Here is a 26,778-nt window from a genome sequence, read left to right as displayed (position 1 = left end):
CGAAAGCCAGTGAATCCGGATCGACACGGCACGGAGGCTCATGGCATGCAGCCTGTCAGCAGGATAACGTACCTGGACGACTGAACATAGTTGCGCCATGGGTGCTCTGCCACATGGACAGACCACAGACGTCTCACGAACGGTGAACACAGCCTCCGCGCACGCACCATCGGCGCGTTCGGACGCCAACGTGCCGTGCATTCGTTACCAGGCTTGTCGTCGGCCGGGCTCACAGGGCAGGCCTGTTATCATTGATCACATACCCGTGACCGTTTGATGACAATAAGGACATTTTTGTGAAGCACTGGTTCGACCCCTTGCGCCATCCTGCCGCCCGCTTGATCGCGCTTGCCCTGGTGGTGATCGTGATCCCGCTGGTGGCGCGCAGCCTGCTGGGGTGGTTCGATCCCTTCGGCTACGTGTCGGACCTGGCCATCGGCAGCGCGCTGATCCTGTTGCTGCAGCGCCAGCGGCCTTGGCTGGCACTGGGCGCGCTGGTGATCTGGGCCCTCCTGAACGTGGCGGCTGTCGAGCTGGTCAGTGCCGTGGGGCGGCTACCTGCCAGCAGCGACCTGGCCTATGTGTTCGATACGCAGTTCGTCGCGAATTCCACGGGCGGCGGGCTGGCGCATCCAGCGCTGCCGTGGGCCCTGGCCTTCGGCATCGTGCTGTGGCTGCTGACCTGCCGCCTGAGCCGCCCACAGGCACCGGTGCGCCTGCCGCGCCTCGCCTGGAGCGTACCGGCGCTGTTGCTGGTCGCCCATTGGGCGGGGCAACACCTGGCGCCCTCCGAGGCCGACCCCTGGCGCCAGTTCAACCTGCCGCACCAGCTGCTGGCAGCCGGCACCGGTGCGTTGCAGCAGCGCGTCGAACGGTGGACCGGACTCGAACCACAGGCGGCCCCACCGTCGATGACCGGGCTGGTGGGCGTCGATCTCGACGGCCAGCGCCTGCTGAACGGCCCCGGCCAGGCACGCAACCTGCTGATCGTCACCCTGGAAGGCATCCCCGGGGCCTATGTGCGCGCCAATCGGCAGGCCCTGGACAGCCCGTACGACGAGGACCTCATGCCCCGGCTCAGCCGCTGGGCCGAGCGCGGCATGAACACCCCGGACTACGTGCTGCACACCCACCAGACCATCCGCGGCCTCTACGCGATGCTGTGCGGCGACTACGACAAGTTCGACAATGGCACGCCCAAGGGCGTCGAGCTGCTCAACCAGCAGACGCGCAACCAGGCCTGCCTCCCGGCCCAGCTGCGTCAACACGGCTTCACCACCCATTATCTGCAAGGCGCCGGCCTGCGGTTCATGGCCAAGGACCGCATCATGCCGCACATCGGCTTCGAGGCCGTGCACGGCATGGAATGGTTCGCCAACGACAACTACCTCACCTTCCCCTGGGGCAAGGACGACAAGGCCTTCTTCGAGGGTGCCGCGCACTATGTCGACCAGCTGCGTCAGCAACGCGAACCGTGGATGCTGACGCTGCTGACGGTCGGGACGCACCAGCCCTACTCGGCACCCGAGGCCTACCTGGCGCGCTACCCCAGCGCCAAGCAGGCAGCGGTCGCCTACCTGGATGACGCCCTTGGCGACTTTCTCGAGACCTTGGAGCGCCAGGGCGTGCTCAAGGACACGCTGGTGATCGTGACCTCGGACGAATCCCACGGTATCGACGGCGTACGCCTGGCATCGGCCTGGGGATTCAACCTCATGCTGGCGCCGGACCAGGCTGCGCTGCCCCACCTCAAGTCAGGCACCTATGGTCATGTCGACCTGACGGCCTCGCTGCTGGACTACTTCGCCCTGCCCGTCCCGGCCGAACTCAATGGGCGCTCGTTGCTGCGCGACTACGCCAACGGCCGTCCCATGCTCTCGTTCACCAATGGTCGACTGCGCCACCACGACGGCCATGGCACGTTGACCGAATGCGACTTCCAGCAGCGTTGTCGCCGCTATGCCAGCGAAGGCTTCATCGCCAGCGCAGCGCGCTACCTGGGCCAGGGTGATCGCAGCAGCGCGCAACAGGTCACGGCCATGGCAACGGCCCTGGATCGCTCGTTGGTGAGTACACCCTTGAACGTGCGCTACCAATTCGGCAGCGCGGCGCCTGTGTCCTTGAATCCAAGCGTGCGCGATGACTGGGTCGACAACCTGATCGGCGCCCAATACCTGGAAATGCCAGAAGGTTCGCGCACCCGCGTGCGCCTGAAGATCCGCTCGCTGGCCTCGGACACACCGGCGCAGATCCTGCTCAAGGCCAAGGAGTTCGAGCAGGACGTGGCGCTGGGTCTGCCTGAAGCGATGACCGTGAGCGCCGAGCAGCCGTTGGTCATGGAGTTCGACTTCGACAACCCGACGGCGCGCAAGGCCTTTTCCTTTCACTTGCTCGGCTATGGCACAGGCGCGGTGGAAATCAGTGACTTCAGCGTGATCACGGCCCTGCCGGGGGACGACGACCCGTACAGCGACGAGGAGCACCCGCCTGCGTAAGGGCGCGGGCCTGACTAACGGATCTGGTGCTTGTGCAACAGGCGATAGAACGTGGGACGCGATACCCCCAACACCTTGGCAGCCAGGGTCATGTTGTCACCGTGCCGATGCAACACGTCGCTGAGCGCCTGGCGCTCGGCACGGTGCTTGTAGTCCTCCAGCGTGGCGAGGGGGGCTTCCTCGCCGTCCAGCGTGCGAAGGCCCAGGTCCCGGGCTTCCACCTGTCGGCCTGCGGCGAGCACCAGGCCGCGCCGTATGCGGTTGGCCAACTCCCGGACGTTGCCAGGCCAGTCATGGCGCCCCATGGCGGACAGGGCCGCCTCGCTGAAGGCGCGCGGTGTACGGCCGGTTTCCAGCCCGTAGAAGCGGGCGAAATGCTCCGCCAGAATCGGCAGGTCGGCATGACGCTCGCGCAGCGCGGTGGTGACGATGCGCGTGTCGGCGAGATGGCGGTACAGCGCTTCGTTGAAGCGCCCCGCCTGCACGGCGGCCTCCAGATCGATCCGGGTGGCGGCCAGGATACGTGGCTCGGCGTGTGCGGTGGGCTTGCCCTCGACCTGACGAGCACCCTGGGCATCGATCACTGACACCAGCGCGGCTTGCGCTGCAGGCGAAAGGTCGGCGACCTCGTCGAAGAACAGCGTGCCGCCTGACGCCGCCTGGATCAGCGAAGGCAACGACGGTGGCGGCACTTCCCCCACCTCGCTCGAGGCGGCAGGCGGTGCATACCCGGAGGCCTGCGCCGACAATCGGCTGCAATGCAGCGTCAGGAAAGGACGGTCACGGCGTGGCGAGAGGCGATGCAGTGTGCGTGCGACCAGCTCCTTGCCCGTGCCGGGCTCGCCCTGGATGAGCACCGGGAACGCTGTGGGCGCCAGCTTGATCAACCCTTTTCGCAGCTCCCGCATCGACCGGCTGTCGCCCAGCAGCTCGTGCGAAGGCTCATCGGCCTTGACCGCCCCCTTGCCGCGCGAGCGTGAGCTGCCATGGGCACGGGTCAGTGTGGCCTGCACACGCGCAGGGTCGAAAGGCACCGTGTGAAAGTCGAAGAACCACTCGCACACGAAATCACCGACGTTCTGCAGGCGCAGCTCCTCGGCGCTGAGCACGGCAATCCACTCGACTGTGCTGTGCTTGATCAGTGCCTTGACGGCGTCTGGCTCCTGCAGGTGCTCGGCACGCAGACGTAACACGCCAACGCCTGCCGTGAAGCTGCTGGCGCTGGAGAAATCGCTGATATCGACCGCCCACCCGGCACTGCGCAGGCTGGGCAGAAGCGCATGACACGCGTCGCAGGGGTCGATGATCAATAGATGACGATGGGCTACAGCGTCGGACATGGACGTTTCCTTGGCGCCAAAGAGTGGTTTTTCTTTCTTAAACAGTAGGTTGCAGCGCCTGAATGAAAAGTAGCAATGAAACGTCAAAAAACGAATACCGTTCGTCGGCCTTGCATGATCCTGAGGAACTTTGAAAGCGCGCGGTGATGTTGAAATTTTTTCGCCGTCGGTGTGACTTGGTAGTGCCGTGCGTGCATCACTACCCAGAACCCGACGACGACACACCCCATGGTTTTCGTCGACCTTTTCCGCTGTTCAGGACCATAGAGAGCCAAACCATGAACGCCCCGCTCCGTGTCAACGATGCGTTGCTGATCGCCGACCATGCCTTCGAACCCTTCCAGTGCGTTGCCTGGGATGCGCCTAACGGGACCGGTGAACTGAGCCTTGCCGTGATCGACCGGACCAACACCCGCATCGGCAGCAAGCAGGTCCCCTCGCGCGTGTACACCGACGCCCAGCAGTGGCTGGGGCTGATCGAACAGGTCAGAAGCGAGTTGCGCGAGCAAGGCTACGCGTTGCAGCCGTGGGTGATGCCGAAGTAAGGCCATTGCGCCAGGTGGCCGGGCCAGGGAGCCCAGCCGGCGTCAGCGTGCCGTGAAGGCGTCCAGGGGGCGGTATTCGGCTTCCAACTGCTCGGCCAGCAGGCGAGCGCGCCCTACACGAACCGGCGAGCGCTCCATGTCCACCACCAGGCTGGCACAGGGCAACGGCTGCAAGGGCGCCCATTGCGGTAGACGGCCATCGGTGAGCACCAGGCAGCGCTGACGCTCCTCAGGCAGGCGCTTCTGGCGGGCCAGCAGCCAATGCCGCGCCTGCGCCAGTGCGGCCAGCAAGGGCGTACCGCCTCCTGCGCCCAGCTCGTCCAGCCAGCCTTGCAGCGCGTGTGAGGCTTTCAGGCCGTGGCATTGCCAACGGGGTGCATCACCACTGGCGGTCAACAAGGCCACGCGCGCGCGTTGCCGATACGCGTGGTCGAAACACTCGGCCAGCAACCCCTTGGCCTGGGCGAGCGCGCCATGCCGACGCGTCGAGGCCGAGCTGTCGACGATCACCACCCAGAGTTCGACCGGTCGCGCCTGCCGTTGCTGCCAGCGCAGGTCTTCGCGAACACGCGGCCTGCCCTGGCTCAGGGTCGCGGCCCAGGCCACCTGCCCTTCGCTGGCCTGCCGCGCCCGCCCACGGGGTGCGCCCTGTAGCGTGCCTGCGCCCTGGTGCGCGTCCGGCCGATCAGTCCGGACGCGGACGCTCAGGGCTTTTTTGCCCAGGTCGGCACCTCGCGCCGCGGGCCGCTGGCCACAGGTCGAGGCGGCAATGCGCCCCAGGTGCCCTGCCCCGGTGAAGGCTCGCTTTCCGGCTCGCGCGAATCGTGTCCGGCCTCGTTCTGCGGAGGCGGCGACGAGGCCGCGTCGGGCGCGGGTGGCGAGGCGACCCGGCGGCGATGACGCAAGGCGAAGTCCGCCACAGCCTCGATGTCCTCCTCCTCGATACGTGCTGCGTTGCGCCAGGCGGCATGCGCGCGCGCGGCACGCAGCCAGACCAGGTCGCCACGCAGGCCATCCACACCGGCCGCGAAGCAGCGTTCGGTAATGTCGGCGAGCGCAGCGTCGTCCAACGCGATGGCGTCGAGCCGCAGTCGTGCCGCCTGGCAGCGGGCGCGCAGTTCAGCCTGGGCAGCGGCCCATTCGGCAAGAAAACCCTGTGGGTCGCTGTCGAAGGCCAGGCGCCGACGGATGATCTGCTGACGCGCTTCTGGCTGCGGCTGGGCATCCAGGACAACGTTCAGCCCGAAGCGGTCGAGCAACTGCGGGCGCAGCTCCCCCTCTTCCGGGTTCATGGTGCCGATCAGCACGAAACGCGCCGAATGGCGATGGGACAGACCATCGCGCTCTACCCGATTGGTGCCACTGGCGGCGACGTCCAGCAGCAGGTCGACCAGGCCGTCGGGCAGCAGGTTGACCTCGTCCACGTAGAGCACCCCGCCATCGGCCTGGGCCAGCACACCGGGAGAGAAACGGACCTTGCCCTCACCCAGCGCCGCATCCAGGTCGAGCGTGCCGACCAGCCGGTCTTCGCTGGCGCCCAGCGGCAGGGTCACGAAGGGGCCGTCACCGAGCAAATCGGCCAGGCCACGGGCCAAGGTACTCTTGGCCATGCCACGCGGCCCCTCGATCAGCACGCCACCGATCTTCGGGTCGATGGCGGTCAGGCACAGCGCCAGCTTCAGCGCCTGCGCGCCGACCACTGCCGCCAATGGAAACTGCACGGGTTCGGTCATCTCAGTTCTCTTCTTCACCGGCGATCAACTGCTCTTCCAGCGCTTCGCGGTACGCGCCTGGCGAGGCCCAGAGGCCGCGCTGCTGGGCTTCGATCAGCCGCTCGGTCATGTCGTGCAGCGCCTGCGGGTTGTGTTCGCGCAGGAACTCACGGGTCGCGGGGTCGAGCACGTAGGCATCGGCCACCCCCTGGTAGTGGTGATCGTCGATCAACCCGGTGGTGGCATCGAAGGCAAACAGGTTGTCGACCGTGGCCGCCATCTCGAAGGCGCCTTTGTAGCCGTGTCGCTTGGTGCCAGCGATCCACTTGGGATTGAGTGCACGGGCACGGATCACCCGATTGAGCTCTTCCTTCAACGTGCGTATGCGTGGGCGGTCGGCCTGGCTGTGGTCGCCGTGGTAGGCGCTGACCGCGCCTTCGCCCAGGGTCTGCGCTGCTGCCAGCATGCCGCCCTGGAACTGGTAATAGTCGTTGGAATCGAGCAGGTCGTGCTCGTGGTTGTCCTGGTTCTGCACCACGGCCTGCAACTGGCCCAGGCGCTGGGTAAAGGAAGCGCGTGCAGGCGTGCCCTCATCCTGGGCACCGTAGGCGTAGCTGCCATGGTTGAGGTAGACCTCGGCCAGGTCGGCGCGGTCATTCCACAGCCGCCCGTCGATCGCGTTCTGCACGCCGGCCCCGTAGGCGCCGGGCTTGGCGCCGAAGACCCGCCAGCCGGCCTGACGTGTGGCCTGTTCGGCGTCCAGCCCAGTGGCCTGCAACGCCTGGCGTTCGGCACGGACCTTGGCCGCCAGCGGGTTGAGGTCATCCGGTTCGTCCAGCGCCGCCACCGCTTGCACAGCAGCATCGAACAGGCGAATCAGGCCGCCGAAGGCATCGCGGAAGAACCCCGACACGCGCAGGGTGACGTCCACCCGTGGCCGGTCGAGCAGGCTCAACGGCAGGATCTCGAAATCGTCGACGCGCTGACTGCCATTGGCCCAGACCGGCCGGACCCCCATCAACGCCATGGCCTGGGCGATGTCGTCACCGCCGGTGCGCATGGTCGCGGTGCCCCAGACAGACAGTCCCAGGCGACGCAAGTGATCGCCGTGGTCCTGCAGGTGCCGTTCGAGGATCAGGTTGGCCGAGGCGAACCCCAGCCGCCAGGCGGTGGTGGTCGGCAGATTGCGCACGTCCACCGTGTAGAAGTTGCGACCGGTCGGCAGCACGTCCAGGCGCCCGCGACTGGGGGCGCCACTCGGGCCGGCCGGCACGAAGCGTCCCTCCAGGGCGGCCAGCAGGCCTTGCATCTCCGCCGCGCCGCAGGCATCGAGACGCGGGGCGATTTCGTTCGCCAGCGCGTCGAGCACGTCGCGCACGGGTTGCCAGTTCGACGTGGCCGGCAGGTCGAGCCCACCGGCCAGGGTCTGCTCGATCAAGGTCGACGCCAGGCATTCGAGCCGCTCACGGGTGTCGCCGCAGGTGCGCCAGGGTTCGTCGCTCTGCGCCTGCAGCCAAGGGTCGCGCACACCGTCCCAGGGTTGGCCGAGGTCGCAGTCCAGCGGATCGAAGCCCGGCGCCAGGCAGGTACCCAGCGCGCGCAACAGGCTGGCGTTGCCGCCCTTGCCATCGCCGCGCGCCACCCTCAGCAGCGACAACAGCGTGTCCAGGCGCAGACGCCCCTCAGGCGATTGGCCGAACACGTGCAGCCCGTCGCGGATCTGCGACTCCTTGAGGTCGCACAGGTAGGTGTCCAGGCGCGGTAGCCACACGCCGGCGTCGTCGAGCGCGCCTTCGATCTGCAATTCGCGGTCGATGTGGTTAGCCTTGACCAGCGCCAGGATGTCGCGCTGCAGCTCGCGGGCGCGACGCGGGTCGAGCAGTTGCGCCTCGTAGTATTCGTCGGCCAGCTGTTCCAGCTCGCGCAGCGGGCCGTAGGTCTCGGCACGGGTCAGCGGCGGCATCAGGTGGTCGATGATCACCGCCTGGGTGCGGCGCTTGGCCTGGGCACCCTCGCCGGGGTCGTTGACGATGAACGGGTAGATGTTCGGCAACGGGCCGAGCAGCGCATCTGGCCAGCACTGTGCCGAGAGACCGACGCCCTTGCCGGGCAGCCATTCCAGGTTGCCGTGCTTGCCGACGTGAATGACCGCATCGGCGCCGTAGGCATGACGCAGCCAGAAATGAAAGGCCAGGTAGCCGTGGGGCGGCACCAGGTCCGGGTCGTGGTACACCGCGCTGGGGTCGACCTGGTAACCGCGGGCCGGCTGGATGCCGACGAAGGTCAGGCCCCAGCGCAGGCCGGCGACCATCAGCCGACCGTCGCGGTACATCGGGTCCTGCTCGGGCGGCCCCCAGCGCTCCAGCACGGCCTGCTGGTTGGCCTCGGGCAGCGCGGCGAAGGCCTGGGCGTACTCGTCCAGGGCCAGGCTCTGGGCACAGGGCCGCTGATCGAGGTGTTCGAGGTCGTTGGTGACGCCGCCGAGCAAGGCCTGGACCAGCGCCGTGCCACTGTCGGGCAGGCCCTCGACCGGGTAGCCCTGCTGCTGCAGCGCCTGAAGGATGTTGAGCGCCGCCCCTGGGGTATCGAGGCCGACGCCGTTGCCGATGCGCCCGTCACGGGTCGGGTAGTTGGCCAGGATCAGCGCCACACGTTTCTGTGCGTTGGGCAGGCGTGCCAGCTCGACCCAGCGCCGCGCCAGCTCGGCGACGAAGTCCATGCGCTCGGGGTGGGCGCGGTAGCAGACCACGTCCGACTGGCTGCGCTCGCTGCGCCAGGCCAGGTCCTTGAAGCTGACCGGACGGGTGATGATGCGCCCGTCCAGTTCCGGCAGCGCGATGTGCATGGCCAGGTCCCGCGCGCCGAGGCCCTGCTCGCTGGCCTCCCAGGCCGGCTGGTTGTCCTGGGCGCAGATCGCCTGCAGCACCGGAACGTCGCGGCGCAGTGGGCGCAGGCTCGGCCGCTCCGGGCTGGACAGCGCAAAGCCGGTGGTATTGAGCACCACCTCGGCGCCCGCCTCGTCCAGCCAGGCTTCGACCTGCGTCAGGCAGGCCGGCTCCTTGAGGCTGGCCACGGCGATCGGCAGCGGGTTCAGGCCCGCGGCCTGGAGGCGCTCGCAGAAGCGGTCGATGAAGGCGGTGTTGGCCGCCTGCAGGTGCGAGCGGTAGAACAGGATCGGCGCCACCGGCCATTCCGGTTGCCAGTGGGCGAACCAGGTGTCCAGGCGCGTGCTGCCATGGGCAGGGTGATAGACCGTGGTACGGGGCAGCGTCTCGGGTTCGGCCCAGGCGTCCTCGCGCCCGAGCCAGGTGCTGGCCAGGCACTTGAACAGGTTCAGGGCATTCTGCCGACCGCCCTGGCGCAGGTAGTGCCACAACCGCTCGGCCTCGGCGCCGCGCACGGTGCCCAGGTCGGTCAGCTCAGGGTCGGGACGATCGTCGCCCGGCACCAGAATGAGCGTCAGGCCGCGACGCGACAGCTCGACCAGCTGTTCGACACCGTAGCGCCAGTAGCCGACCCCACCGTGCAGCGAGACCAGCACCACCTTGGCATGGCGCAGGACCTGGTCGATGTACAGGTCGACCGAGGCGTGGTTCTGCACCTGCATGGGGTTGGCCAGGCGCAGTGACGGGAAATCGTCGGGCAGTTGTTCGGCGGTCTCGGCCAACAGCGCCAGGTGCGAATCGCCGCTGCACAGGATCACCAGCTCGGCCGGCGTCTGCCCGAGGTCGGCGATGCTGTCGTCCGGCACGAAGCCGCCGGGCTGGGTCCTGAGCAGGTGCATGGGTCAGGCGCCCAGGGCCTGGCGCAGGCGCGTTTCGAGCAGCGCCGCATCGAGGTCCTGGCCGATCAGCACCAGGCGCGTGAGGCGCGGTTCGTCGGCACGCCAGGCGCGGTCGAAGTGCTTGTCGAACCGCGTGCCGACCCCCTGGATCAGCAGGCGCATCGGCTTGCCCGGGATGGCCGCGAACCCTTTGGCGCGCAGGATGCCGAACTCGACCACCAAGGTGGTGAGTGCATCGAGCAGGCGGTGCTCGTCCGCTTCGGGCAGGTCGATGGAAATCGAGTCGAACGCATCGTGATCGTGGTCGTCCTCGCCTTCGCCGTCATGATGGCTGTCGTGGTGGGTGCGACGCCCGTCGATGTGCACCTCGGACTCGGCGCCCAGGCCCAGCAGCACCTCGAGCGGCAGACGACCGCTGCTGGCCTCGATCACCTTCACCGCAGGCGGCAGTTCTTCCATCACCGCGGCGCGGACCTTGGCCAGGTCGTCGGCCGCGATCAGATCGGCCTTGTTCAGCACCACCAGGTCGGCGCTGGCCAGTTGGTCGGCGAACAGTTCGTGCAGCGGCGACTCGTGGTCCAGGTTCGGGTCGAGCTTGCGCTGGGCATCCACCTGATCGGGGTAGGCGGCGAAGGTGCCGGCGGCCACGGCGGGGCTGTCGACCACGGTGATCACGGCGTCGACCGTGCAGGCGTTGCGGATTTCCGGCCATTGGAAGGCCTGCACCAGCGGCTTGGGCAGCGCCAGGCCACTGGTTTCGATGAGGATGTGGTCCAGGTCGCCACGGCGGGCCACCAGTTCGCGCATCACCGGGAAGAACTCTTCCTGCACCGTGCAGCACAGGCAGCCGTTGGCCAGCTCGAAGACCCGGCCCATGGCTTCCTCTTCGGTGCAGCCGATGCTGCACTGCTTGAGGATCTCGCCGTCGATGCCCAGTTCGCCGAACTCGTTGACGATGACCGCGATGCGGCGGCCCTGGGCGTTGTCCAGCATGTGCCGCAGCAAGGTGGTCTTGCCCGAGCCGAGAAAGCCGGTGACGATGGTGACGGGGAGCTTGGCCAGTGTTTTCATGTCAATGCCCTTGGCAGGATGGCGGGCATGCGGGACGACAGCACGGGCCTCTGGCCAGGCTGGCTCGCCACCGGGACACCCCGCCCGGTTGAAGTCGCAAACGTCTCGAGGCAGGTCTCCTGGCTTGCACCCTGCCAGCCCGAAGCTGGCCGGACGACGCCTTCCCGCGTCGCGCGCAGTGGCCGTGTCGTCCTTGGGGTGTCTACAGTTGCGGGGGCAGCCGCGGCCTTTGACCGCGTTCCCGTCTTAGCCCCGATCCGGCCGGACGAAGGATGCAGCGTCGAACGACCAATGGCCTGGAGCGACGCATGCACGCCAACGCTGAAGTGGCAGTCGAGGAACCTCGAACCGGCAAGGCTACGCAGTGCCTGGCAAGCGGTCAACCGCCACCGTGCCGAACGCCGACACCCCTCGTCGATGCGTCGGCACTTCAGGCGGTCATTGACGCTCCTGATCGCGCATGCTTTCCTACGAGTCTGCGTAAGGTGCCCCACTCGGGGTGAAACGGGAAACCGGTGCGTCGCGGGCTCTTCACGGGGCCACGACAAGGCCGGTGCTGCCCCCGCAACGGTATGCGAGCCATGCGTCATGTGCCACTGGGCCCTTCAGGCCTGGGAAGGCGATGCGTGCCAGGAGAGCCTGCTCTCGCTCGTCAGCCCGGAGACCGGCCTCACGCCTGAAAACACCCCGCGGTGGGCGGGCGCTGTCGCATGATCCCGGATTCGCCCCGAGCCTGACCTCGGGCGCCGCTTGGCGCTCGCGCACCGGCCGACGGGCTCGAAGGGCCCATGACGCGTGCCTGTTCGCCCTCATCCGTAGCAGAGGAACGCGTCCATGGCTTCGACTCTCACCCCTTCCAGCCTCGTGCGGCCAGCCAGCCTCACCCAGCGCCTGGTCATCGCCACCGGTGCCGGCCTGCTTGGCCTGGCGCTGGTCTGGTTCGCCGGCTTCTCGCACATCGACGCGGTCCACAATGCCGCCCACGATACGCGCCACAGCGCGGCCTTCCCCTGCCACTGAGGCCTTTCGCATGATCACGCGTATCGCCCGCACCGCCGCCTTCAGCGGCCTGCTCGCCGCCCTGTTGCTGACGGCGCTGCAAAGCCTGATGGTCACGCCCTTGATCCTCGAGGCAGAAACCTACGAGCACGCCGAGCCCCACGTGCATACCGCCGAGGGCGCCGTGGCGGCGCACACGCATGACGACGAAGCCTGGTCGCCCGAGGATGGCTGGCAGCGTGTGCTGTCGACCACTGGCGGCAACCTGGTGGTCGCCGTCGGCTTCGCGCTGCTGCTGGCCGGGCTCTACAGCCTGCGCGAGCCAGCCCGGGTCCGCACCGGCCTGGCCTGGGGCCTGGCGGGCTTTGCGGTGTTCTGCCTGGCGCCCACCCTGGGCCTGCCCCCCGAACTGCCCGGTACCGCTGCCGCAGACCTGGCCCAGCGCCAGGCCTGGTGGATCGGCACCGCCGCCGCGACCGCCGTGGGCCTGGCACTGCTGGCATTCACGCGGCACTGGCTCTTCAAGCCGATCGCGCTCGCCCTGCTGGTGCTGCCTCACGTCATCGGCGCTCCGCAGCCCGACGTGCATGAAAGCCTGGCACCCGAGGCGCTGGCGCAGCAGTTCAAGCTGGCCTCCTGGGCCACCAACGCGCTGTTCTGGGCAGCCCTCGGCCTGCTCAGCGCCTGGCTGTACCGCGGTCGTCAGCGCGGATGACGCACGACCGAACAGCCCCGCCGCTGTTCGTCGGCCTGGGTTGCCGACGGGGCTGTTCGGTCGATGAGCTGGCCCTGCTGCTGATGCAGACCTTGCAGGCCCGGGGCTGGCCGGTCGCCCGACTGGCAGGGCTCGCCAGCCTCACCCTCAAGGCCGACGAGCCGGGACTGCGCGCCCTCGCCGAACGGCTTGCCCTGCCCTTGCGCTGCTTCGAGCCTCACGCGCTGCACGCCTTCGAACCTCAGCTCACGCATCGCTCACCGGCTGCCTGGCGTGCGACCGGCTGCTGGGGCGTCGCCGAAAGCGCGGCCCTGGCCCTGGCCCACCACCACAGCGGCAGCGCCCGGTTGATCGTGCCACGCGTGAGCAGTGCCCAGGCGACCTTGGCCATGGCGTGCCACCCCATCTTTGCGGGATAATCGGCGTTTTTCGCAAGGATCCCGCATGACGGTGTATTTCATTGGCGCCGGCCCAGGCGACCCCGAGCTGATCACGGTCAAGGGCCAGCGCCTCATTCGCCAGTGCCCGGTGATCATCTACGCCGGCTCGCTGGTGCCGCCTGGCGTACTCGACGGTCACCGGGCCACGCAGGTGATCAACAGCGCCGAGCTGCACCTGACGCAGATCATCGACGCCATCGCCGACGCCCATGCCCGAGGCCTGGACGTGGCGCGGGTGCACAGCGGCGACCCCAGCCTGTATGGTGCCATCGGCGAACAGATCCGGCACCTGCGTGCCCTGGGCATCGACTACCAGATCATCCCCGGCGTGACCGCCACCGCCGCCAGCGCGGCGTTGCTGGGCTGCGAGCTGACCCTGCCGGACATCGCCCAGACGGTCATCCTCACCCGCTACGGCGATACGTCGCCCATGCCTGAAGGCGAAGCTCTGGCCGACCTGGCCCGGCACCGCAGCACCCTGGCCATTCACCTGGGCGTACGCAACCTGCCGCGCATCGTCGACGAGCTGCTGCCGGCGTACGGGGCCGACTGCCCGGTGGCCGTGGTGCACCGCGCCACCTGGCCCGACCAGGACTGGGTGCGCGGCACCTTGGCAGATATCGTGGCGCAGGTGGACGCCAAGGGCTTCCGGCGCACGGCCTTGATTCTGGTGGGGCATGTGCTGGGGGATGCGCCGTTTGCCGAGTCGGCGCTGTACCGGGCCGGGCATGCGCATCTGTACAGACCTTGACCCTTCGGTCCGAAGCGCCCATGGCCTGAATGCCCCGTTCACATCGCCCACTTCAAAAGGCGATGTAGGAATTCTCAACAACTCTGTCTGCTTTTTTCCACACCCCTATACTGCCTATTACGAACCCCCTGATGTTCCACGTATTGTGCCGCCGCTGTCGGCTTTTGCTGACAGAACGGTTCCTACGGCTGTAGGAAATCGGACCCATTTCTAGCAGGAGTTTCTGATGACAACTGTATTGATAGTGGACGACCATCCTACGGTACGTCTGGCCTTGCGCATGTTGCTCGAACGTGAACGCTTCATCGTGGTGGGCGAGGCGGAAAATGGCACTGACGCCGTGCAGATGGCGCGTCGCCTCGCCCCGGACGTGGTGATCCTGGACATCGGCATGCCAGGCCTGGATGGGATGGAGGTGATCAAGCGCCTGAAACTGTTCGACGCACCGCCGCGCATCATGGTGCTCAGCGGGCAACCGGCCGACCTGTTCGTGCGACGCTGCCTGGATGCCGGCATCGCGGCGTTCGTCAACAAGAACGAAGACCTCGACTCGGTGATCTTCGCGCTCAAGGCCATGGTCAAGGGCTATTCGACCTTCCCGCAACTGTCGGTCAACAGCCACACGCTGGAAAGCGAGACCGTGCGCCTGGGCTATCTGTCGAACCGCGAGATGGAAGTCCTGCGACGCCTGTCACGCGGTGAGAACAACAAGAGCATCGGCGAAAGCATGAACCTGAGTGCCAAGACCATCAGCACCTATCGCGGGCGCATCATGGAAAAGCTCAAGACCGAATCGCTGGTGGAAATGGTCGACCTGGCCAAGCGCAACCAGGTCGCCTGAGCCTTGAACGCCCTGATCCTGTTGATCACGTGCGTGCTCATGGGCGGATACGCCACCGGGGCCCATGCATCCGAACCACGTCAATTGCTGTCACGTTCACTCAGCGTCAGCCAACCGCTGTCGATCCGCGAAGCCGACCGGCAGTGGCTGACGCAGCGCAAAGCCTTGATCCTGGGTAGCTCAAGACCCGATTACCCGCCCTTCGACATCAATGTCAGCCCCCTCGACTACGAAGGCATCAGCGCCGACTACGCCGGCCTGGTCAGCCAACTGCTCGGCATCCCGATCCAGGTGCGGCGCTTCGATGACCGCCGACAGGCGCTTGCGGCCTTGCACGCCGGCCAGATCGACCTGCTGGGCAGCTCCAACGGTTTCGAGGCCGCGGATGCCGATCTGGCCCTGAGCCAGGCCTATGCCGATGACCTGCCCGTGATCGTCAGCACCCCCGCTCGCCCCCTGGGCACAGGGCACACGCTGGCTGGACTGCGCCTGGCGATGGTCGACCACTACCTGCCCCAGGAACGGGTGCGTGCGCTCTACCCCGAGGCGAGCTTGATGCCGGTCAGCTCGACCCTTGCCGGGCTGTCGGCCGTGCTGTTCGGGCAGGCCGATGCCTACCTGGGCGATGTCATCAGCAGCGATTTCATGATCACCAAGAACTACCTGGGCCAATTGCGCATCGACCACTTCGTGCAGACGCCTCGCGAGTCCTTCGCCTTTGCCGTGGACCGCCGCGAGGCGACCTTGCTTCGGCTGCTCGACCAGGCGCTGCAGGCCATCGGTGACAGCGAACGCCTCAACATCCTGCGACGCTGGACCAGTGGTACCACGCGTACCCTGCTCGAGCAGCACGCGGCCACGCTGACCGAACAGGAACGCCGCTGGATCGCCGCGCACCCGACGGTCAAGGTCCTGATGACCCCCACGCTGCCGCCGCTGGCCCTGGAAGACGAAGATCGACGCCTGAACGGCATGACCGTCGACTTGCTGGCGCACATCGGTCGTCGTACAGGCCTGCGTTTCGAGATCGAGGCACGCGACTCGGTGCAAACCATGGTCGAGCAGGTGGCCCGCGGCGAGGCCGAGGTGATCGGTGCACTGGGCTATGGCGATGATCGGGCCTCGCGCCTGCTGTACACACGCCCTTACCTGGTCAGCCCGCGCGTGGTGGTCACCCGGACCGGCACGGCCCTGTCCGAGACGACACTGGCCGGACAACGGGTGGCGCTCCTGCGTGGCTCACCGCTCAAGGACGCGCTGCTGGCCCGTCACCCTAGCGCCCGTGTCGTGGAGGTGGAAAACCCGTTGCGCATGTTCGAGGCGGTGGCCACTGGCAAGGCAGATGCGACCTTGAGTTCGCAGGTCAATGCCAGCTACCTCATCGGTCGCCTGTTCAAGGGACGCCTGCAGATCGCCTCGCTGTATGGCGACGAGCCGGCCACTGCGGCCTTCGCCGTGGGGCCGACACAGCCGACCCTGCGTTCGATCCTGGACAAGACGCTGCTTGGCACGTCCCCTGAAGAGCTCGATGCCCTGTTCGGCCCCTGGCGCAGCACGGCCCTGGTCAATGCCAACCCCTGGCACGATTACCGCACGCTGGCCTTGTGGGTGCTGGTCCTGTCAGGCCTGCTGCTGATCGGCGTGCTGCTGTGGAACACCTGGTTGCGCACGTTGATCCAGCAGCGCACGGCGGCCGAACACGCGTTGCAGAACCAGCTGTCGCTGAGCCGGGACCTGCTCGAGCAATTGCGGCAGGCCAAGAACAGCGCCGAACAGGCCAATCGCGCCAAGAGCAGCTTCCTGGCGATCATGAGCCATGAGATCCGCACGCCGATGAACGCGGTCATCGGCCTGCTGGAGATGGCATTGCAGGAGCACGAACAAGGCCGCACCGATCGACGCGCCCTGCAGACCGCGCACGACTCGGCCATGGGTCTGTTGGGGTTGATCGGCGACATCCTCGACATTTCACGGATCGAGGCCGGGCACATGGACCTGCACCCGGTGCCGACCGATCTGGTCAAGCTGGTCGAGTCGACCGCCCAGGTCTTTACCGTCAGTGCGCGGGCCAAAGGCCTGCAGTTGACCGTCAACCGGCCACCGCTGGCGGCGTGGGTGATGGTCGACCCGCTGCGCGTGCGCCAGGTGCTGTCCAACCTGCTGAGCAATGCGATCAAGTTCACGCCTCAGGGCCAGGTGCAGGTGTACCTCGATGTGCAGGACGCGCTGGAGGGCCAGGCGTTGAGGGTTCATCTTCAGGTGCGCGACACCGGTATCGGCATCAGCCAGGCTGACCAGGCACGTCTGTTCGCGGTGTTCGCCCAGGTCGAGCAGCCCGGGGCGCATCAAGGCGCCGGGCTGGGCCTGGTGATCAGTCGTACCTTGTGCGAGCTGATGGGCGGCAGCCTGGACTTGCGCAGTGCGCCAGGCGAGGGTACCCAGATCGACGTGCGGCTGGTGCTGGAACCGGCCTCCCCGGTCGTGCCTGCACCTGCGATGGAGGCGGCACCGGGCCCTGCGGACGCGCGGGCGCTGCACGTCCTGGTGATCGATGACTACCCGGCCAACCTCATGCTGCTGGAAAAGCAACTGACCAGCCTGGGTCACCGTGTGGCCGTGGCCGAGAATGGCCAGGCAGGCCTGGCGCGCTGGCAGTCCGAGCTGTTCGACGTGGTCCTGACCGACGTCGCCATGCCGGCGCTCGATGGTCATGCCTTGACGCGACGCCTGCGGGCGCTGGAGCGTGAACAGGGCCGTGCGCCCTGCCGGATCCTGGGCATCACCGCCAATGCCCAGGCCGAAGAGCGCCAGCGCTGTCTCGACAGTGGCATGGACGACTGCCTGTTCAAGCCTGTCGGTCTGCAAACGCTGCGTCTGCATCTGCCGACGGTCGCAGCGACAGACGCGCCCCTCGAGCCTGGCACCTCAGCCCCCACCGACGCCAGGCCCAGCGGCTTTGACCTGAACGAGTTGCGCCACCTGACCCAGGGTGATCGTCACCTGGAATTGCGCCTGGTCCAGCAACTGGCCCAGAGCAACGCCCAGGACCTGGAGGCCCTGCTGGGACTGGGCGACACGCCGGACCCCGAGGCGGCGCGTGCGCTGGTCCATCGGATCAAAGGGGGGCCAAGATGATCCGGGCACGTGGCGTGGTGGCTGACTGCGAAGCCCTCGAACAGAGCCCCCTGCCGTGGGACATCGTGGCGCTGAAGGGACTGCAAGCGCGAGTACGCAGCCTGCAGCAAGACCTGGAGCGGCTGGCAGCCGAACGGGTTACCTGAGCGTACGGGGGCCCGCTGACAAGGAACGCGCGCCCTGCACCCGTTGTCGCACGCACAGGCACGCGACCTTCACAGGAGGCAGGATGGATTCGCTGACGGCGATCGTGGTGATGGGCGTTTCAGGATGCGGCAAGAGCAGCGTGGGCACCGCCATTGCGGTGCGCAGCGGGGGCCACATGATCGAAGGCGATGCGTATCACAGCCCCGAGAGCATCGCCAAGATGGAGGCCGGCATCGCGCTCGAGGATGCCGACCGGGCCGGCTGGCTGGAACGCCTAGGCGAGGCGCTGCAGGTGTCAGTACGCAACGGCGAACGGCCCATACTGGCCTGCTCCGCGCTCAAGCGTCGTTACCGCGACACGTTGCGCCAGGCGATGCCAGGCTTGGGCTTCGTATTTCTCGAGCTGAGCCGGGCCGCCGCGCGCGAACGGGTGACCTTGCGGCTGGGCCACTTCATGGCACCGAGCCTGATCGACAGCCAGTTCGCCACGCTCGAGCCGCCAATCGGCGAGCCCCTGACCCTGGTGCTGGATGCCCTGCAGCCTGCCGCGACCCTGGCCGATCAGGTCGACGCCTGGCTGACCCTCAAGTCCGCTCCGCAGGCCACCTACCACAGTGCCCGATGACCGCCTGTCGTACCGAAGGCACCCGTGCCGTGTGCCTGGAGACCAATGATCATGTAACCGGCCGGACACCCTGGCCATCGATTCGTGCGTCGTACGCGATGCGTCTTCGAAGGAGCTTGACCATGAAGCGATCCCTGACCCGTACCTGCCTGCTGGCCGCCCTGCTCGCCTCGCCGCTGGCCATGGCCGTCGGCACCGGCCCGACCCATCCGGACGATCCCCACAAAGGCGCTCCGACCCCAGGCGTGGACAGCACCCTGAACCCGACCCAGGACACCATGCCGACCAACCCGGACTCGCGCATTCAAGGCAACGGCCCCGATTCCCCACCGGCTCGCCAGGAGCACGATAACCCCGGCTTGCCAGGTCAGAAAGGCACGGGCTCGGAGCGCAACAGCGACCTGGATGGCGCTCGCACCGGCGACGGCTCCACCACCACCCAGCCTTGAGCATGACGCGGGATGGGCAGGCCTGCCCTGGCCTGCCCATTGCGCGACGACCCACCGCAAGCTGCCCTGCGGCCTTGCGCGTCAGCAGGCATGGCTCGTGGTGATTATTCACCACGTATCCAGATACACCATGGGATGGAATGCCGGTTTCTCTCGTCGGAGCCGACCCCATGCCCACCTCTCCTTCCGCGTTCCACGCCTCACGCATCTCACGTGCCTTTCCCGACTGGTCCAGACGGTTGCATCCACAGGATGCGTCGCGCCTGATCGATGCCGCCCATCCCCCTTACCTGGATGAGCATGGCGCCCCTTACAGCTGGTATGCCATTGCATCGGAGGATGATCGACGGCTGATCGGCGCCGCACTGCGCATCCGTGATGCCAGTGCCCGGGCCTTGGCCGACGCACTGGGCGACAAGCGTGACCCTGTGACGTTCTGTACCCCTCTGCTGCAGCATGCCCTTGCCATCGAGACTCCAGTCGATACCGCGCAGTACGTGTTCCAGCCCTTCAAGGTGGAAAGCGACTGGGTGGTCGATCCGCTCGATCCCACCTTGCCGCCCTCGAGCATTCCCCTGCCGCCCGCCTCGGTGGTCACCGCTGACGGGCCTGCGCGCTCGAGCAGCCTGCTGGAGGCTGCCCTGCACAACTTCAGCGGCATGGCGGCAGTCGGTCCGCTGAGCATGCTGCATGCCGGACCACACGAGGCAACACCACTGCCTGGGTTGAGCCTGGGGCGTTTCGTCGACGTCTGCCGCCACCTCGATCTGGGGCGGCGCTACCAGGATCACCTCGCCGAGGTGTACGACGGAGCACGCGCCTCCCGGATCGAAACGGCGTGGATCCAGGCCAGCCTCGATCAGCTGCGGCTCGATCTCTACACCGCGGCGCTGAGCGAGCGCATCGGCCAGGCGGCGCGGCAGGCGCTGTTGCACTGGTGCGACCAGGCCCCCTCGGTGCTCTATGCGGGACACCCGCTCACCTGCAGCCGCCTGGAGCTGTTCGGCATTGCGCTGCACGAGGTCCTGGTCTTCAGCCGTGCAGCGCCTGGCCAGATCAACCCCTGCATCCTGTACATGCCGGGGAACACCGACGAGCCGCTGCGCGAGTTCGTGTCGGCCCAGGCGCTGGGCCGGTACCTGGCCCAGCATCTGCAAGGAACGCATTATCGCCATCGCGTGCTGGCCTGTGCGCCGCTGTCGCAACAGCCCTCGCTGGCGGCGCACCTGCAAACGGCCGTGTTCGAGCCTCGCGAGCATTTGGGTGGCACGGTCTGGATGCCGAAACCCACCCCGGTGGTCAGGGCCGAGTTGCACGACTTGCCCGCCGCGCCCTGGCAGACGCTGTACAAGGCCTACACACGCAAGCTCAAGGCCGACGCCAGAACCCTGGTGGTGCCCACTGCCGAGGTGGATGCCCAGGCGCGTCAAGCGCTGATCGAGCATTGGCTCGAGCGCGGGCTGGATGTGCTCAACGTGGCGGCCATGCTGGTGCCCGGCCTTGGCCAGGTGATGCTGACGGTCAGCGCGGCCCAGGTACTCGATGGCCTCTTTCACGGCCTGCAGGCGTGGGAAGCTGACCAGCGTGCCGAGGCCCTGGGCCAGGTGAAGTCCTTGCTGCTCAACGCCCTTGGCATGGCTGCCATAGGCGGTGTGTCGGTGGCCATCAAGGCCTCGGGGTTCATCGACGCCATGGACAGCGTGTTCATCGACGAACAACCGCGCCTGTGGCATCCGGACGTCAGCGCCTATCGCAGCGACCTGGTGGTGCCGCCTGATGCACGGCTCAATGCAGCCGGCCAGTACGTGCGCGACACTCGCCACTATGTCCACCTGGACGATGGCTGGTACGAGCAGACCCTGGACCAGCAGGGGCGCTGGCGCCTGCGTCACCCCAGCGATCCCGACGCCTACGCACCGGCATTCGTCCATGACGGCGTGCGCGGCTGGCGCCTGGCCCACGAGACGCCCCTGGACTGGGAGCCGATGACCCTGGCGCGGCGCCTGGATCCGATGGTACGGACGCTTGCGCAGGAGGATGTGCAGGCGGCCCTGCGCGTCAGCGAGACCGACGAGGCGCATTTGCGCCGCTGCCATATAGCCTCCGAGCCGCCTCCTGCCTTGCTGATCGACGCGGTCACGTGCCTGAGCGTCGACGATGAGGTCGAGGACCTGATCAGGCGGGTGCGCGCCGGCCTGCCTCTACCGACGCACAAGAACCATGCCGCCGCTCTGCTGCCACAGTTGCCCGGCTGGCCGCAGGACCATGTGCTGGAACTGTTCGAGGGCAGCGAGCGCTGGGGGGCGTCGGTGGTGTACGGACGAGCGCCCCAACTGGGCGATGCAAGGATACAGATGACACGTGAAGAGCTGGCCAGTGGCGCCCTGGCGAGGGTGGTGGTCGAACAGCTTGACGACCCGATACTGGACGCCCTGCTGCCAGCAGGTACCGCAGCGACGGACCGCGTGACGGCCCTGCAAGCGGTCTTGGCCGATGCGCTGACTGCGCAACGGCAAGCCTTGTTCGACAGCTTCTATGAGGCGCGCCATCCTGTGCCAAGCCCGATCGCCCAGTCCATAGGCCGACACTTCACGGGCCTGCCGAACAACGTCCTGCGTGCCCTGGCAGACGCCGCCAGTCAGGCCGAGCGGGGGCAGCTCGAGGCAGGACGCGTCCCGCTGCGCATCGCCGAGGAAGCGCGACGGCTGCAAGCCCGTCATCGGCTGGAGCGTGCCCTGCTCGGCCTGCATCGACCCACATTGGCCACTGCCGATACCCACACGCTCGCCACCGCCTTGCGCGAGGCCGAACCGGGTATGACGGTCGACCAGGTGTTCGACATGGCGTGTAGCCGCCGTACCTGGGCCGCGCGCCTCCTCGGCCAACAGCCGATCAAGCCTGGCTTTCGCTCCCCCCTGCGCCTGAGCGATGGCCGCCTTGGCTACCCGCTCAGCGGCCGCCCACGCCTGATGCGCTGGCGGCGCAACGAACGTACCCGTCTGCAAGACCTCTATCCCAGCCTGACGGCGACAGAACGCGAGGCGATACTGGCCTACCTGCGTACCCGGGGAAACGTCAGCGATCAGTTGGTCGCGCTGCAGCACGAGCAGGATGCGCTAGCGGTGGATCTGCTGCGCTGGACCGAAGCGGCCGAAGGCGAGGCACGCGAGTCCCGTCGCCTGTTCAGCCAGCGCCTGAACAGCGCCTGGCGTCGAGAAGGCGGCGCCGACCTGGTGCTGGACGACCTGAATGTCGGCACGCTGCCTTCCCTGCCCGCGCGCTTCGACCATATCCGCAGCCTTAGCCTGCGCAGCCTGGACCTGCACACGATACCGGCGAATTTTCTGCAGAGCTTCGCGCGACTGGAACGCCTGCACGTGGCGTTCAACCGCAATCTGGATCCTGAAACGCTGTTCCAGGCCCTGGGCAGTGCACCTCAGTTGCGGGCCTTGAGCGTGGTGGAGAGCAACCTCGTTCACCTGTCGGCGCAGGCCGAGGCAGCGCTGGCCGGCATGCGTTCGTTGACCGAACTGTCGTTGCGGCGCAACCTGCTGGTCTTGACCGAACACAACTGGCAGGTCCTGGCACGCTTGCCCTTGACCGTACTGGACCTGCGCCTGAACCGCATCACGCTGACGCCTGCCATGGCGGCGAGCATCGGCCAGATGGTCAGCCTTCATACGCTCGACTTGTCGGTCAACCCGTTGCAACTGGCCCCGGACCTGACTGCCCTGACGCATTTGACCTCTCTGCAGCTGCACGACTGCGAGCTGAGCGCCTGGCCGCCAGGCTTGTCCAGCCTGATGCAGCGGCCCGATGCTGCACTGCAACAGGTCGAGCTGAGCGGCAACCGCATCCGCCAGGTACCGGATCTGGACACGTTGATCCAGGCGCCTTATCTGCAGCGCCTGCGACACGATCCGGTCGAACACTACTGGCGCTTCAACTTCAACGACCTGGCGCCGCAGACGGCACGACGGCTGAGTGCGCTGGGCGTGACGGTCTTCGAGCACGGAGCGTTCGCCGAACCCACCGAGCACGTGAACTGGCTGGAGGATGCCGACGTCTCGCAGCGACAGCTGTGGCACGACCTGTTCGAGAACGATGCCCACCGTGACCTGCGCGAGGTCATCGAACGTGTCGGGCGCTCGGCACAGGCGCGCGACAACCTGCGGTCGCTACGCCGCCAGGTCTGGGACGTGTTGCAGCGCGCTGCCGACGACACCACCCTGCGCGAACGCCTGAACGAAATAGCCGGCGACTTTCCGGCCACCTGCGGCGATGCCGGGGCCGATGCATTCAGTGCCTTGCAGATCGAGGTGATGGCCTACGATGAAAGTGCGACGAGCGAACTGCCGGGGCCTTACCTGTTCAATTTCTACCGCCGGCTGTTCCGCCGCGACCAGGTGAACGCACTGGCCGCCCGTCTGCATGCCGCGCGCCTGGAGCGCCAGGCTGCCTTGATCGCACGTGCCGAGGGCGGACCGGCGGATGGCGCGCTCCCGCCGCTCGATGTGCTGGATGACATCGATGATGCACACCTGCTCGAAGGCGGCGTGGACGATATCGAGATTCGGCTGGCGCTGCGTCAGGCCCTGGCCGAAACGCTGGAGTTTCCTGAACCGAGTCAGGACATGCTGTACCGGGAGACCGCGCAGGTATCGCTGACCACGCAGTTCAACGTCGAAGAAGCGGTACGTGTCCGAGATGACACGGCACGGCTGCGTCGCCGCTGGATCGCCGCCCAGCCGGCCTGGCAACGTTTCCTGCGCCAGCGCGAGGCGGCTCGGTTCGAGGCGGTGGATGCCCGCTGGTACGCCGCCCTGGAGTACCTGGAAAGCTGCCTGGACGCCGATGTGCCAGCCGTGGGCGCGCTGGAGGTACCCGTGATCGAGACGTTGCGCGCCGTCCTGCCTGACTCGCCGCTCGACGCGGCCGGGCAACTTCGACGTCTGACGCTCACCGAGCAGGTCTACCGCCAGGCCGTCGAGCGGATCGGCGCCGCGCGTCAGGCAGCGGTGGAAGCGTTGATCGGGCAGCTCACCGCCGAGCAGGATCCAAACCCTTGACCCCCACCCCGGCACGCACGTCCTGGAAACACGCCTGCGTGCCGTCGACCCGGGTCGAGGCGCGTGCCAGCGGCCCCGCCTCGCCCGTGGCCGGTTCGACGAACCAGTAGCAGTGCCTGACTGCCCGCGTCACCGCGACGTAGGCCAGGCGCTGCACCTCGTGCTGCTGCGCGGTGTCGAACGCGTGCGGATCGCCTGCTTCCCCCAGCCCCGCCAGGCGATAGACCTGGTTCTTGTACGGTGAACTCGTCAGGTACTGGCAATCGCCCAGAAGAAACACGGCATCGGCCTGCAGGCCCTTGGCGCTGTGGTAGGTCAAGCGGCGCAGGCGGCGCTGGGCCGCCGGCAGGCGGTTCTCCTGATCGATCACCTCGCTCAGGTAGGGCTCGAGTGCCGCCTTGTCACTGCCTTTTCGACACAGCATCAGAATGCTCTCACCGCGCCGGTAGTGCTCGGTCAGGCACGCGGCCAGCGCGGCATCGTCCCGGTCCAGCACCTGCACCGGTGCCTGTGGCAGATCGGCCGCCGCGCCGCTGGCCCGCGCCTTCTTGCCGGGCACGGCGGGCGCGCCCTTGACCAGATGCTGAGCGGCGTCGATCACCTGCTGCTGGCTGCGGTAGTTTTCCACCAGCATCACCCGCGTCATGGACGGCGAGCGGAAGTGTTCGGCAAACTGCATGAAATAGGTCGGCGAGCTGCCACGCCAGCCGTAGATCGACTGCCAGTCGTCCCCCACGCACAACAATGAGCTGTGCTGCGCGGTGCGCCCGATCTGCAGCGTCGGCCCTCGGCGGCGGATCTCGACCAGGCAGGCGCGCAGCCAGCTGACGATCTGCGGCGAGACGTCCTGGAACTCGTCGATCATCAGGTGCGACAACGGGCGCAACAGCGCGTCGGGCAGCAGGCGCAGGTTGCTCGCATTGCGCTCGCTGAACAGGGCGAACATGCGGTTGTAGGTCATCACCGGCGGTGACTGGTCGAGCAGGTGGTCTTCGAACGCCGTCCAGAACAGCGCCAACGCTTCGAAGAAGGTCGCATCGCTGTCACCGGCCGGGAACGTCATGTCGGCCACCGCCGCATTGACTTCCAGCCCCAGGTTCTCGATGAAACCGGCCGCCGCGACGAATGCATCCAGCAAAGGCGCAGGCGCCAGCTCGCCCTTGACCCTGACGTCGAAGCCCGGCCCGGCCACGGCCTCATTTGCCTGGGCGCGTTCGAAGCCTTTGGCGGCGTCATAGGTGTCCAGCCAGATCAGGGGCTGGTCGCAGAAGGCCTGGAACAGCGTGCGCTTGACGGCCCACTCGGCGCGCGCGGACAGGCGTGCGCCGGGGCGCTGGCGCTGGGCCGACTCGCGCGGATCGAAGCCGAGCATCACCCAGGCGCCGGAGTCGACCAGACGCCCCTGCACACGAAACTCACAGCCGCGGATGCGCACCACGTCGCGGCAGGGCTCGATGCCCTGAATGGGCCAGGCACCGGCGGCGTACCACAAATCTTCGATCAGGTCGCACAGCTCTTCATCACGCTCGGCTGCCAACTGCGTCACCTGCACGCGCTTCTGCACGTCCGGGTGCTGGGGATCCAGGGGCTTGAGCTGCAGTGCCTCCTGGCGCAGCGACGCGACCAGTTCGGCGAACCGCGGGCTGCTGTGCAGCAGTTGGCCATAGCAGCGATTGAGGTGCTGGCGCTGGACATCGTTCAGGCGCAGATCGAACGGGTTGCTCTCGACGTCGGCCGCTTCCGTGTCCGATGTCGGGCTACCGAGCATCTCGAACGCGCTCAGGCGCTCGAACCCAGGCAGGCTGCGCACCAGGGGCAAGATGCGTGAGTGAAAGGTGCGCACCAGGTCACGGGCCTGGGCCGGCGTTGGCGCCACGTCCCAGCAGGCGAACACCTGGCGCAGGCGCTGAATGAAGTCCTTGCGCGATTCACGGGTGAAGGTGACCACGGTCATCGCGTCGGCCTCATAGCCCAGGTAGTGCTGCAGCAGCAGGATCCGCAACACCAGCGAGGTCGATTTGCCGGCCCCTGCCCCGGCCACCACGCAGGTGGAGGGCGTGTCGCTGAAGATCATCTTCCATTGGGCGGCACTGGGCTGCGCCTGACCTGCCAGGCGCGTGGCCACGTCCGCCTTGAAGCGCTTCTTCAGCTCGTTGGTGATCGGCAGGCGCCAGTCGTCGAACAGGTGGTCGTCCTGGCCAGGGCGTGCAGGGGCCTGGTGGCGGTGATCGTGGATCACTAGCACCTGGCGACCGGCCTCAAGTCCTTCGCGATGGCCGTGTTCGAATCCCTGTCGTTGCCCTTCGGCCTGGCCCTCGTGCCGCCCGGCGTGGTGCCCGAGATGCCAGGACTCGAGGTGCTGGGCGCGCAACCGGGAGAGCCCTCCACCGAACAGCCGCGCGGCAAGACGACGCAACCAGGGCAGCTGCGCCACAGGCAGAAGATCGGGCGGGGTCTGGGCAGGGTCGAGGGACACGGTCACTCCGGAGCAAGAAACGAATCAGGCTGCATGGTGGCGGCAAGCGGGTGAAATGGCCAGTGTTTGCCGAAAGATCAGAGGGTTAGGGTCACCACAACCCGAAAGCTTCGTTCTCCATATCGATTTAATGGATGATAACGAGCCATTATTTACGCTTTTTTTAGATGATGAATCCGCGCAC

General features: G+C 67.2%; 16 protein-coding genes, 1 pseudogene and 2 other annotated features. Of the genes and pseudogenes, 11 read left to right on the top strand and 6 right to left on the bottom strand.

Annotated features, from left to right (window positions below; translation table 11 throughout):
• Positions 1-296: 296 nt before the first annotated feature.
• Complete coding sequence (locus APT63_08250) at positions 297-2,495, top strand: sulfatase (GenBank protein ID AMA45624.1); 2,199 nt, start codon at positions 297-299, stop codon at positions 2,493-2,495.
• Positions 2,496-2,509: 14 nt separating this feature from the next.
• Here the strand turns inward: APT63_08250 and APT63_08245 are convergent, their stop codons facing one another.
• Positions 2,510-3,835 (bottom strand): Fis family transcriptional regulator, encoded by a 1,326-nt coding sequence (locus tag APT63_08245; GenBank protein ID AMA45623.1) that lies wholly within the window; start codon positions 3,833-3,835, stop codon positions 2,510-2,512.
• A 278-nt stretch (positions 3,836-4,113) separates the two neighbouring features.
• On the opposite strand from APT63_08245, the gene APT63_08240 reads away from it, so the two are divergent.
• Positions 4,114-4,380 (top strand): hypothetical protein, encoded by a 267-nt coding sequence (locus tag APT63_08240; protein ID AMA45622.1) that lies wholly within the window; start codon positions 4,114-4,116, stop codon positions 4,378-4,380.
• Positions 4,381-4,422: 42 nt separating this feature from the next.
• Here the strand turns inward: APT63_08240 and APT63_08235 are convergent, their stop codons facing one another.
• The 4 genes from APT63_08235 to APT63_08220 form a co-directional block, all read right to left on the bottom strand.
• On the bottom strand, positions 4,423-4,986 hold the full coding sequence (locus tag APT63_08235) for a magnesium chelatase (GenBank protein ID AMA45621.1): 564 nt from the start codon (positions 4,984-4,986) through the stop codon (positions 4,423-4,425).
• 98 nt (positions 4,987-5,084) lie between these two features.
• A complete protein-coding gene (locus APT63_08230) occupies positions 5,085-6,113 on the bottom strand; it encodes a magnesium chelatase (protein ID AMA45620.1) in 1,029 nt (342 codons plus the stop codon).
• A gap of 1 nt (position 6,114) precedes the next feature.
• Positions 6,115-9,876: a cobalamin biosynthesis protein CobN gene (locus APT63_08225; GenBank protein ID AMA45619.1), complete on the bottom strand. Its 3,762-nt coding sequence runs from the start codon at positions 9,874-9,876 to the stop codon at positions 6,115-6,117.
• A 3-nt stretch (positions 9,877-9,879) separates the two neighbouring features.
• Positions 9,880-10,947 carry a cobalamin biosynthesis protein CobW gene (locus tag APT63_08220; protein ID AMA45618.1) on the bottom strand — a complete coding sequence of 356 codons (1,068 nt, stop codon included), beginning with the start codon at positions 10,945-10,947 and terminating at the stop codon, positions 9,880-9,882.
• 91 nt (positions 10,948-11,038) lie between these two features.
• Positions 11,039-11,242, bottom strand: a binding site (cobalamin riboswitch).
• A 171-nt stretch (positions 11,243-11,413) separates the two neighbouring features.
• Positions 11,414-11,635, top strand: a binding site (cobalamin riboswitch).
• A gap of 146 nt (positions 11,636-11,781) precedes the next feature.
• On the opposite strand from APT63_08220, the gene APT63_08215 reads away from it, so the two are divergent.
• From APT63_08215 to APT63_08175, 9 genes and pseudogenes are all read left to right on the top strand, one after another.
• Complete coding sequence (locus APT63_08215) at positions 11,782-11,967, top strand: cobalt transporter (GenBank protein AMA45617.1); 186 nt, start codon at positions 11,782-11,784, stop codon at positions 11,965-11,967.
• 10 nt (positions 11,968-11,977) lie between these two features.
• A complete protein-coding gene (locus tag APT63_08210) occupies positions 11,978-12,661 on the top strand; it encodes a cobalt transporter (GenBank protein AMA45616.1) in 684 nt (227 codons plus the stop codon).
• Entirely contained in the window at positions 12,658-13,080 is a 423-nt protein-coding gene (locus tag APT63_08205) for a cobalamin biosynthesis protein CobE (GenBank protein ID AMA45615.1), read from the top strand. The genes APT63_08210 and APT63_08205 overlap by 4 nt, the downstream gene beginning before the upstream one ends.
• Before the next feature lie 25 nt (positions 13,081-13,105).
• The gene (locus APT63_08200) at positions 13,106-13,852 is read left to right on the top strand and encodes a precorrin-4 C(11)-methyltransferase (GenBank protein ID AMA45614.1); all 747 of its coding nucleotides are present in this window, start codon (positions 13,106-13,108) and stop codon (positions 13,850-13,852) included.
• Between the two features lie 226 nt (positions 13,853-14,078).
• Positions 14,079-14,693 carry a LuxR family transcriptional regulator gene (locus tag APT63_08195; protein AMA45613.1) on the top strand — a complete coding sequence of 205 codons (615 nt, stop codon included), beginning with the start codon at positions 14,079-14,081 and terminating at the stop codon, positions 14,691-14,693.
• Between the two features lie 39 nt (positions 14,694-14,732).
• Positions 14,733-17,974 (top strand): annotated as a pseudogene (locus APT63_08190) (histidine kinase).
• Between the two features lie 83 nt (positions 17,975-18,057).
• Positions 18,058-18,600 carry a gluconokinase gene (locus tag APT63_08185; protein AMA45612.1) on the top strand — a complete coding sequence of 181 codons (543 nt, stop codon included), beginning with the start codon at positions 18,058-18,060 and terminating at the stop codon, positions 18,598-18,600.
• Between the two features lie 122 nt (positions 18,601-18,722).
• Positions 18,723-19,049, top strand: coding sequence for a hypothetical protein (locus tag APT63_08180; GenBank protein ID AMA45611.1), 327 nt, complete (start codon positions 18,723-18,725; stop codon positions 19,047-19,049).
• Between the two features lie 239 nt (positions 19,050-19,288).
• Positions 19,289-24,118, top strand: a complete 4,830-nt coding sequence (locus APT63_08175) for a hypothetical protein (protein AMA45610.1) — start codon at positions 19,289-19,291, stop codon at positions 24,116-24,118.
• Here APT63_08175 and APT63_08170 read toward each other — a convergent pair.
• Entirely contained in the window at positions 24,090-26,594 is a 2,505-nt protein-coding gene (locus APT63_08170; protein AMA45609.1) for a DNA helicase UvrD, read from the bottom strand. The two genes, APT63_08175 and APT63_08170, sit on opposite strands and share 29 nt — an antisense overlap.
• Positions 26,595-26,778 lie beyond the last annotated feature (184 nt).

It is taken from the genome of Pseudomonas monteilii (assembly GCA_001534745.1).
Classification (GTDB): domain Bacteria; phylum Pseudomonadota; class Gammaproteobacteria; order Pseudomonadales; family Pseudomonadaceae; genus Aquipseudomonas; species Aquipseudomonas alabamensis.
The sequence above is the reverse complement of the archived record's forward strand: the minus strand, read 5'-3'. Positions and strand labels throughout refer to the sequence as shown.

Excerpts from the sequence above, each read along its gene's own strand:
- APT63_08205 (AMA45615.1), top strand. The coding sequence starts at position 12,658 with ATGACGCACGACCGAACAGCCCCGCCGCTGTTCGTCGGCCTGGGTTGC.
- APT63_08215 (AMA45617.1), top strand. The coding sequence starts at position 11,782 with ATGGCTTCGACTCTCACCCCTTCCAGCCTCGTGCGGCCAGCCAGCCTC.
- APT63_08200 (AMA45614.1), top strand. The coding sequence starts at position 13,106 with ATGACGGTGTATTTCATTGGCGCCGGCCCAGGCGACCCCGAGCTGATC.
- APT63_08245 (AMA45623.1), bottom strand. The coding sequence starts at position 3,835 with ATGTCCGACGCTGTAGCCCATCGTCATCTATTGATCATCGACCCCTGC.
- APT63_08225 (AMA45619.1), bottom strand. The coding sequence starts at position 9,876 with ATGCACCTGCTCAGGACCCAGCCCGGCGGCTTCGTGCCGGACGACAGC.
- APT63_08210 (AMA45616.1), top strand. The coding sequence starts at position 11,978 with ATGATCACGCGTATCGCCCGCACCGCCGCCTTCAGCGGCCTGCTCGCC.
- APT63_08195 (AMA45613.1), top strand. The coding sequence starts at position 14,079 with ATGACAACTGTATTGATAGTGGACGACCATCCTACGGTACGTCTGGCC.
- APT63_08220 (AMA45618.1), bottom strand. The coding sequence starts at position 10,947 with ATGAAAACACTGGCCAAGCTCCCCGTCACCATCGTCACCGGCTTTCTC.
- APT63_08230 (AMA45620.1), bottom strand. The coding sequence starts at position 6,113 with ATGACCGAACCCGTGCAGTTTCCATTGGCGGCAGTGGTCGGCGCGCAG.
- APT63_08240 (AMA45622.1), top strand. The coding sequence starts at position 4,114 with ATGAACGCCCCGCTCCGTGTCAACGATGCGTTGCTGATCGCCGACCAT.
- APT63_08185 (AMA45612.1), top strand. The coding sequence starts at position 18,058 with ATGGATTCGCTGACGGCGATCGTGGTGATGGGCGTTTCAGGATGCGGC.
- APT63_08180 (AMA45611.1), top strand. The coding sequence starts at position 18,723 with ATGAAGCGATCCCTGACCCGTACCTGCCTGCTGGCCGCCCTGCTCGCC.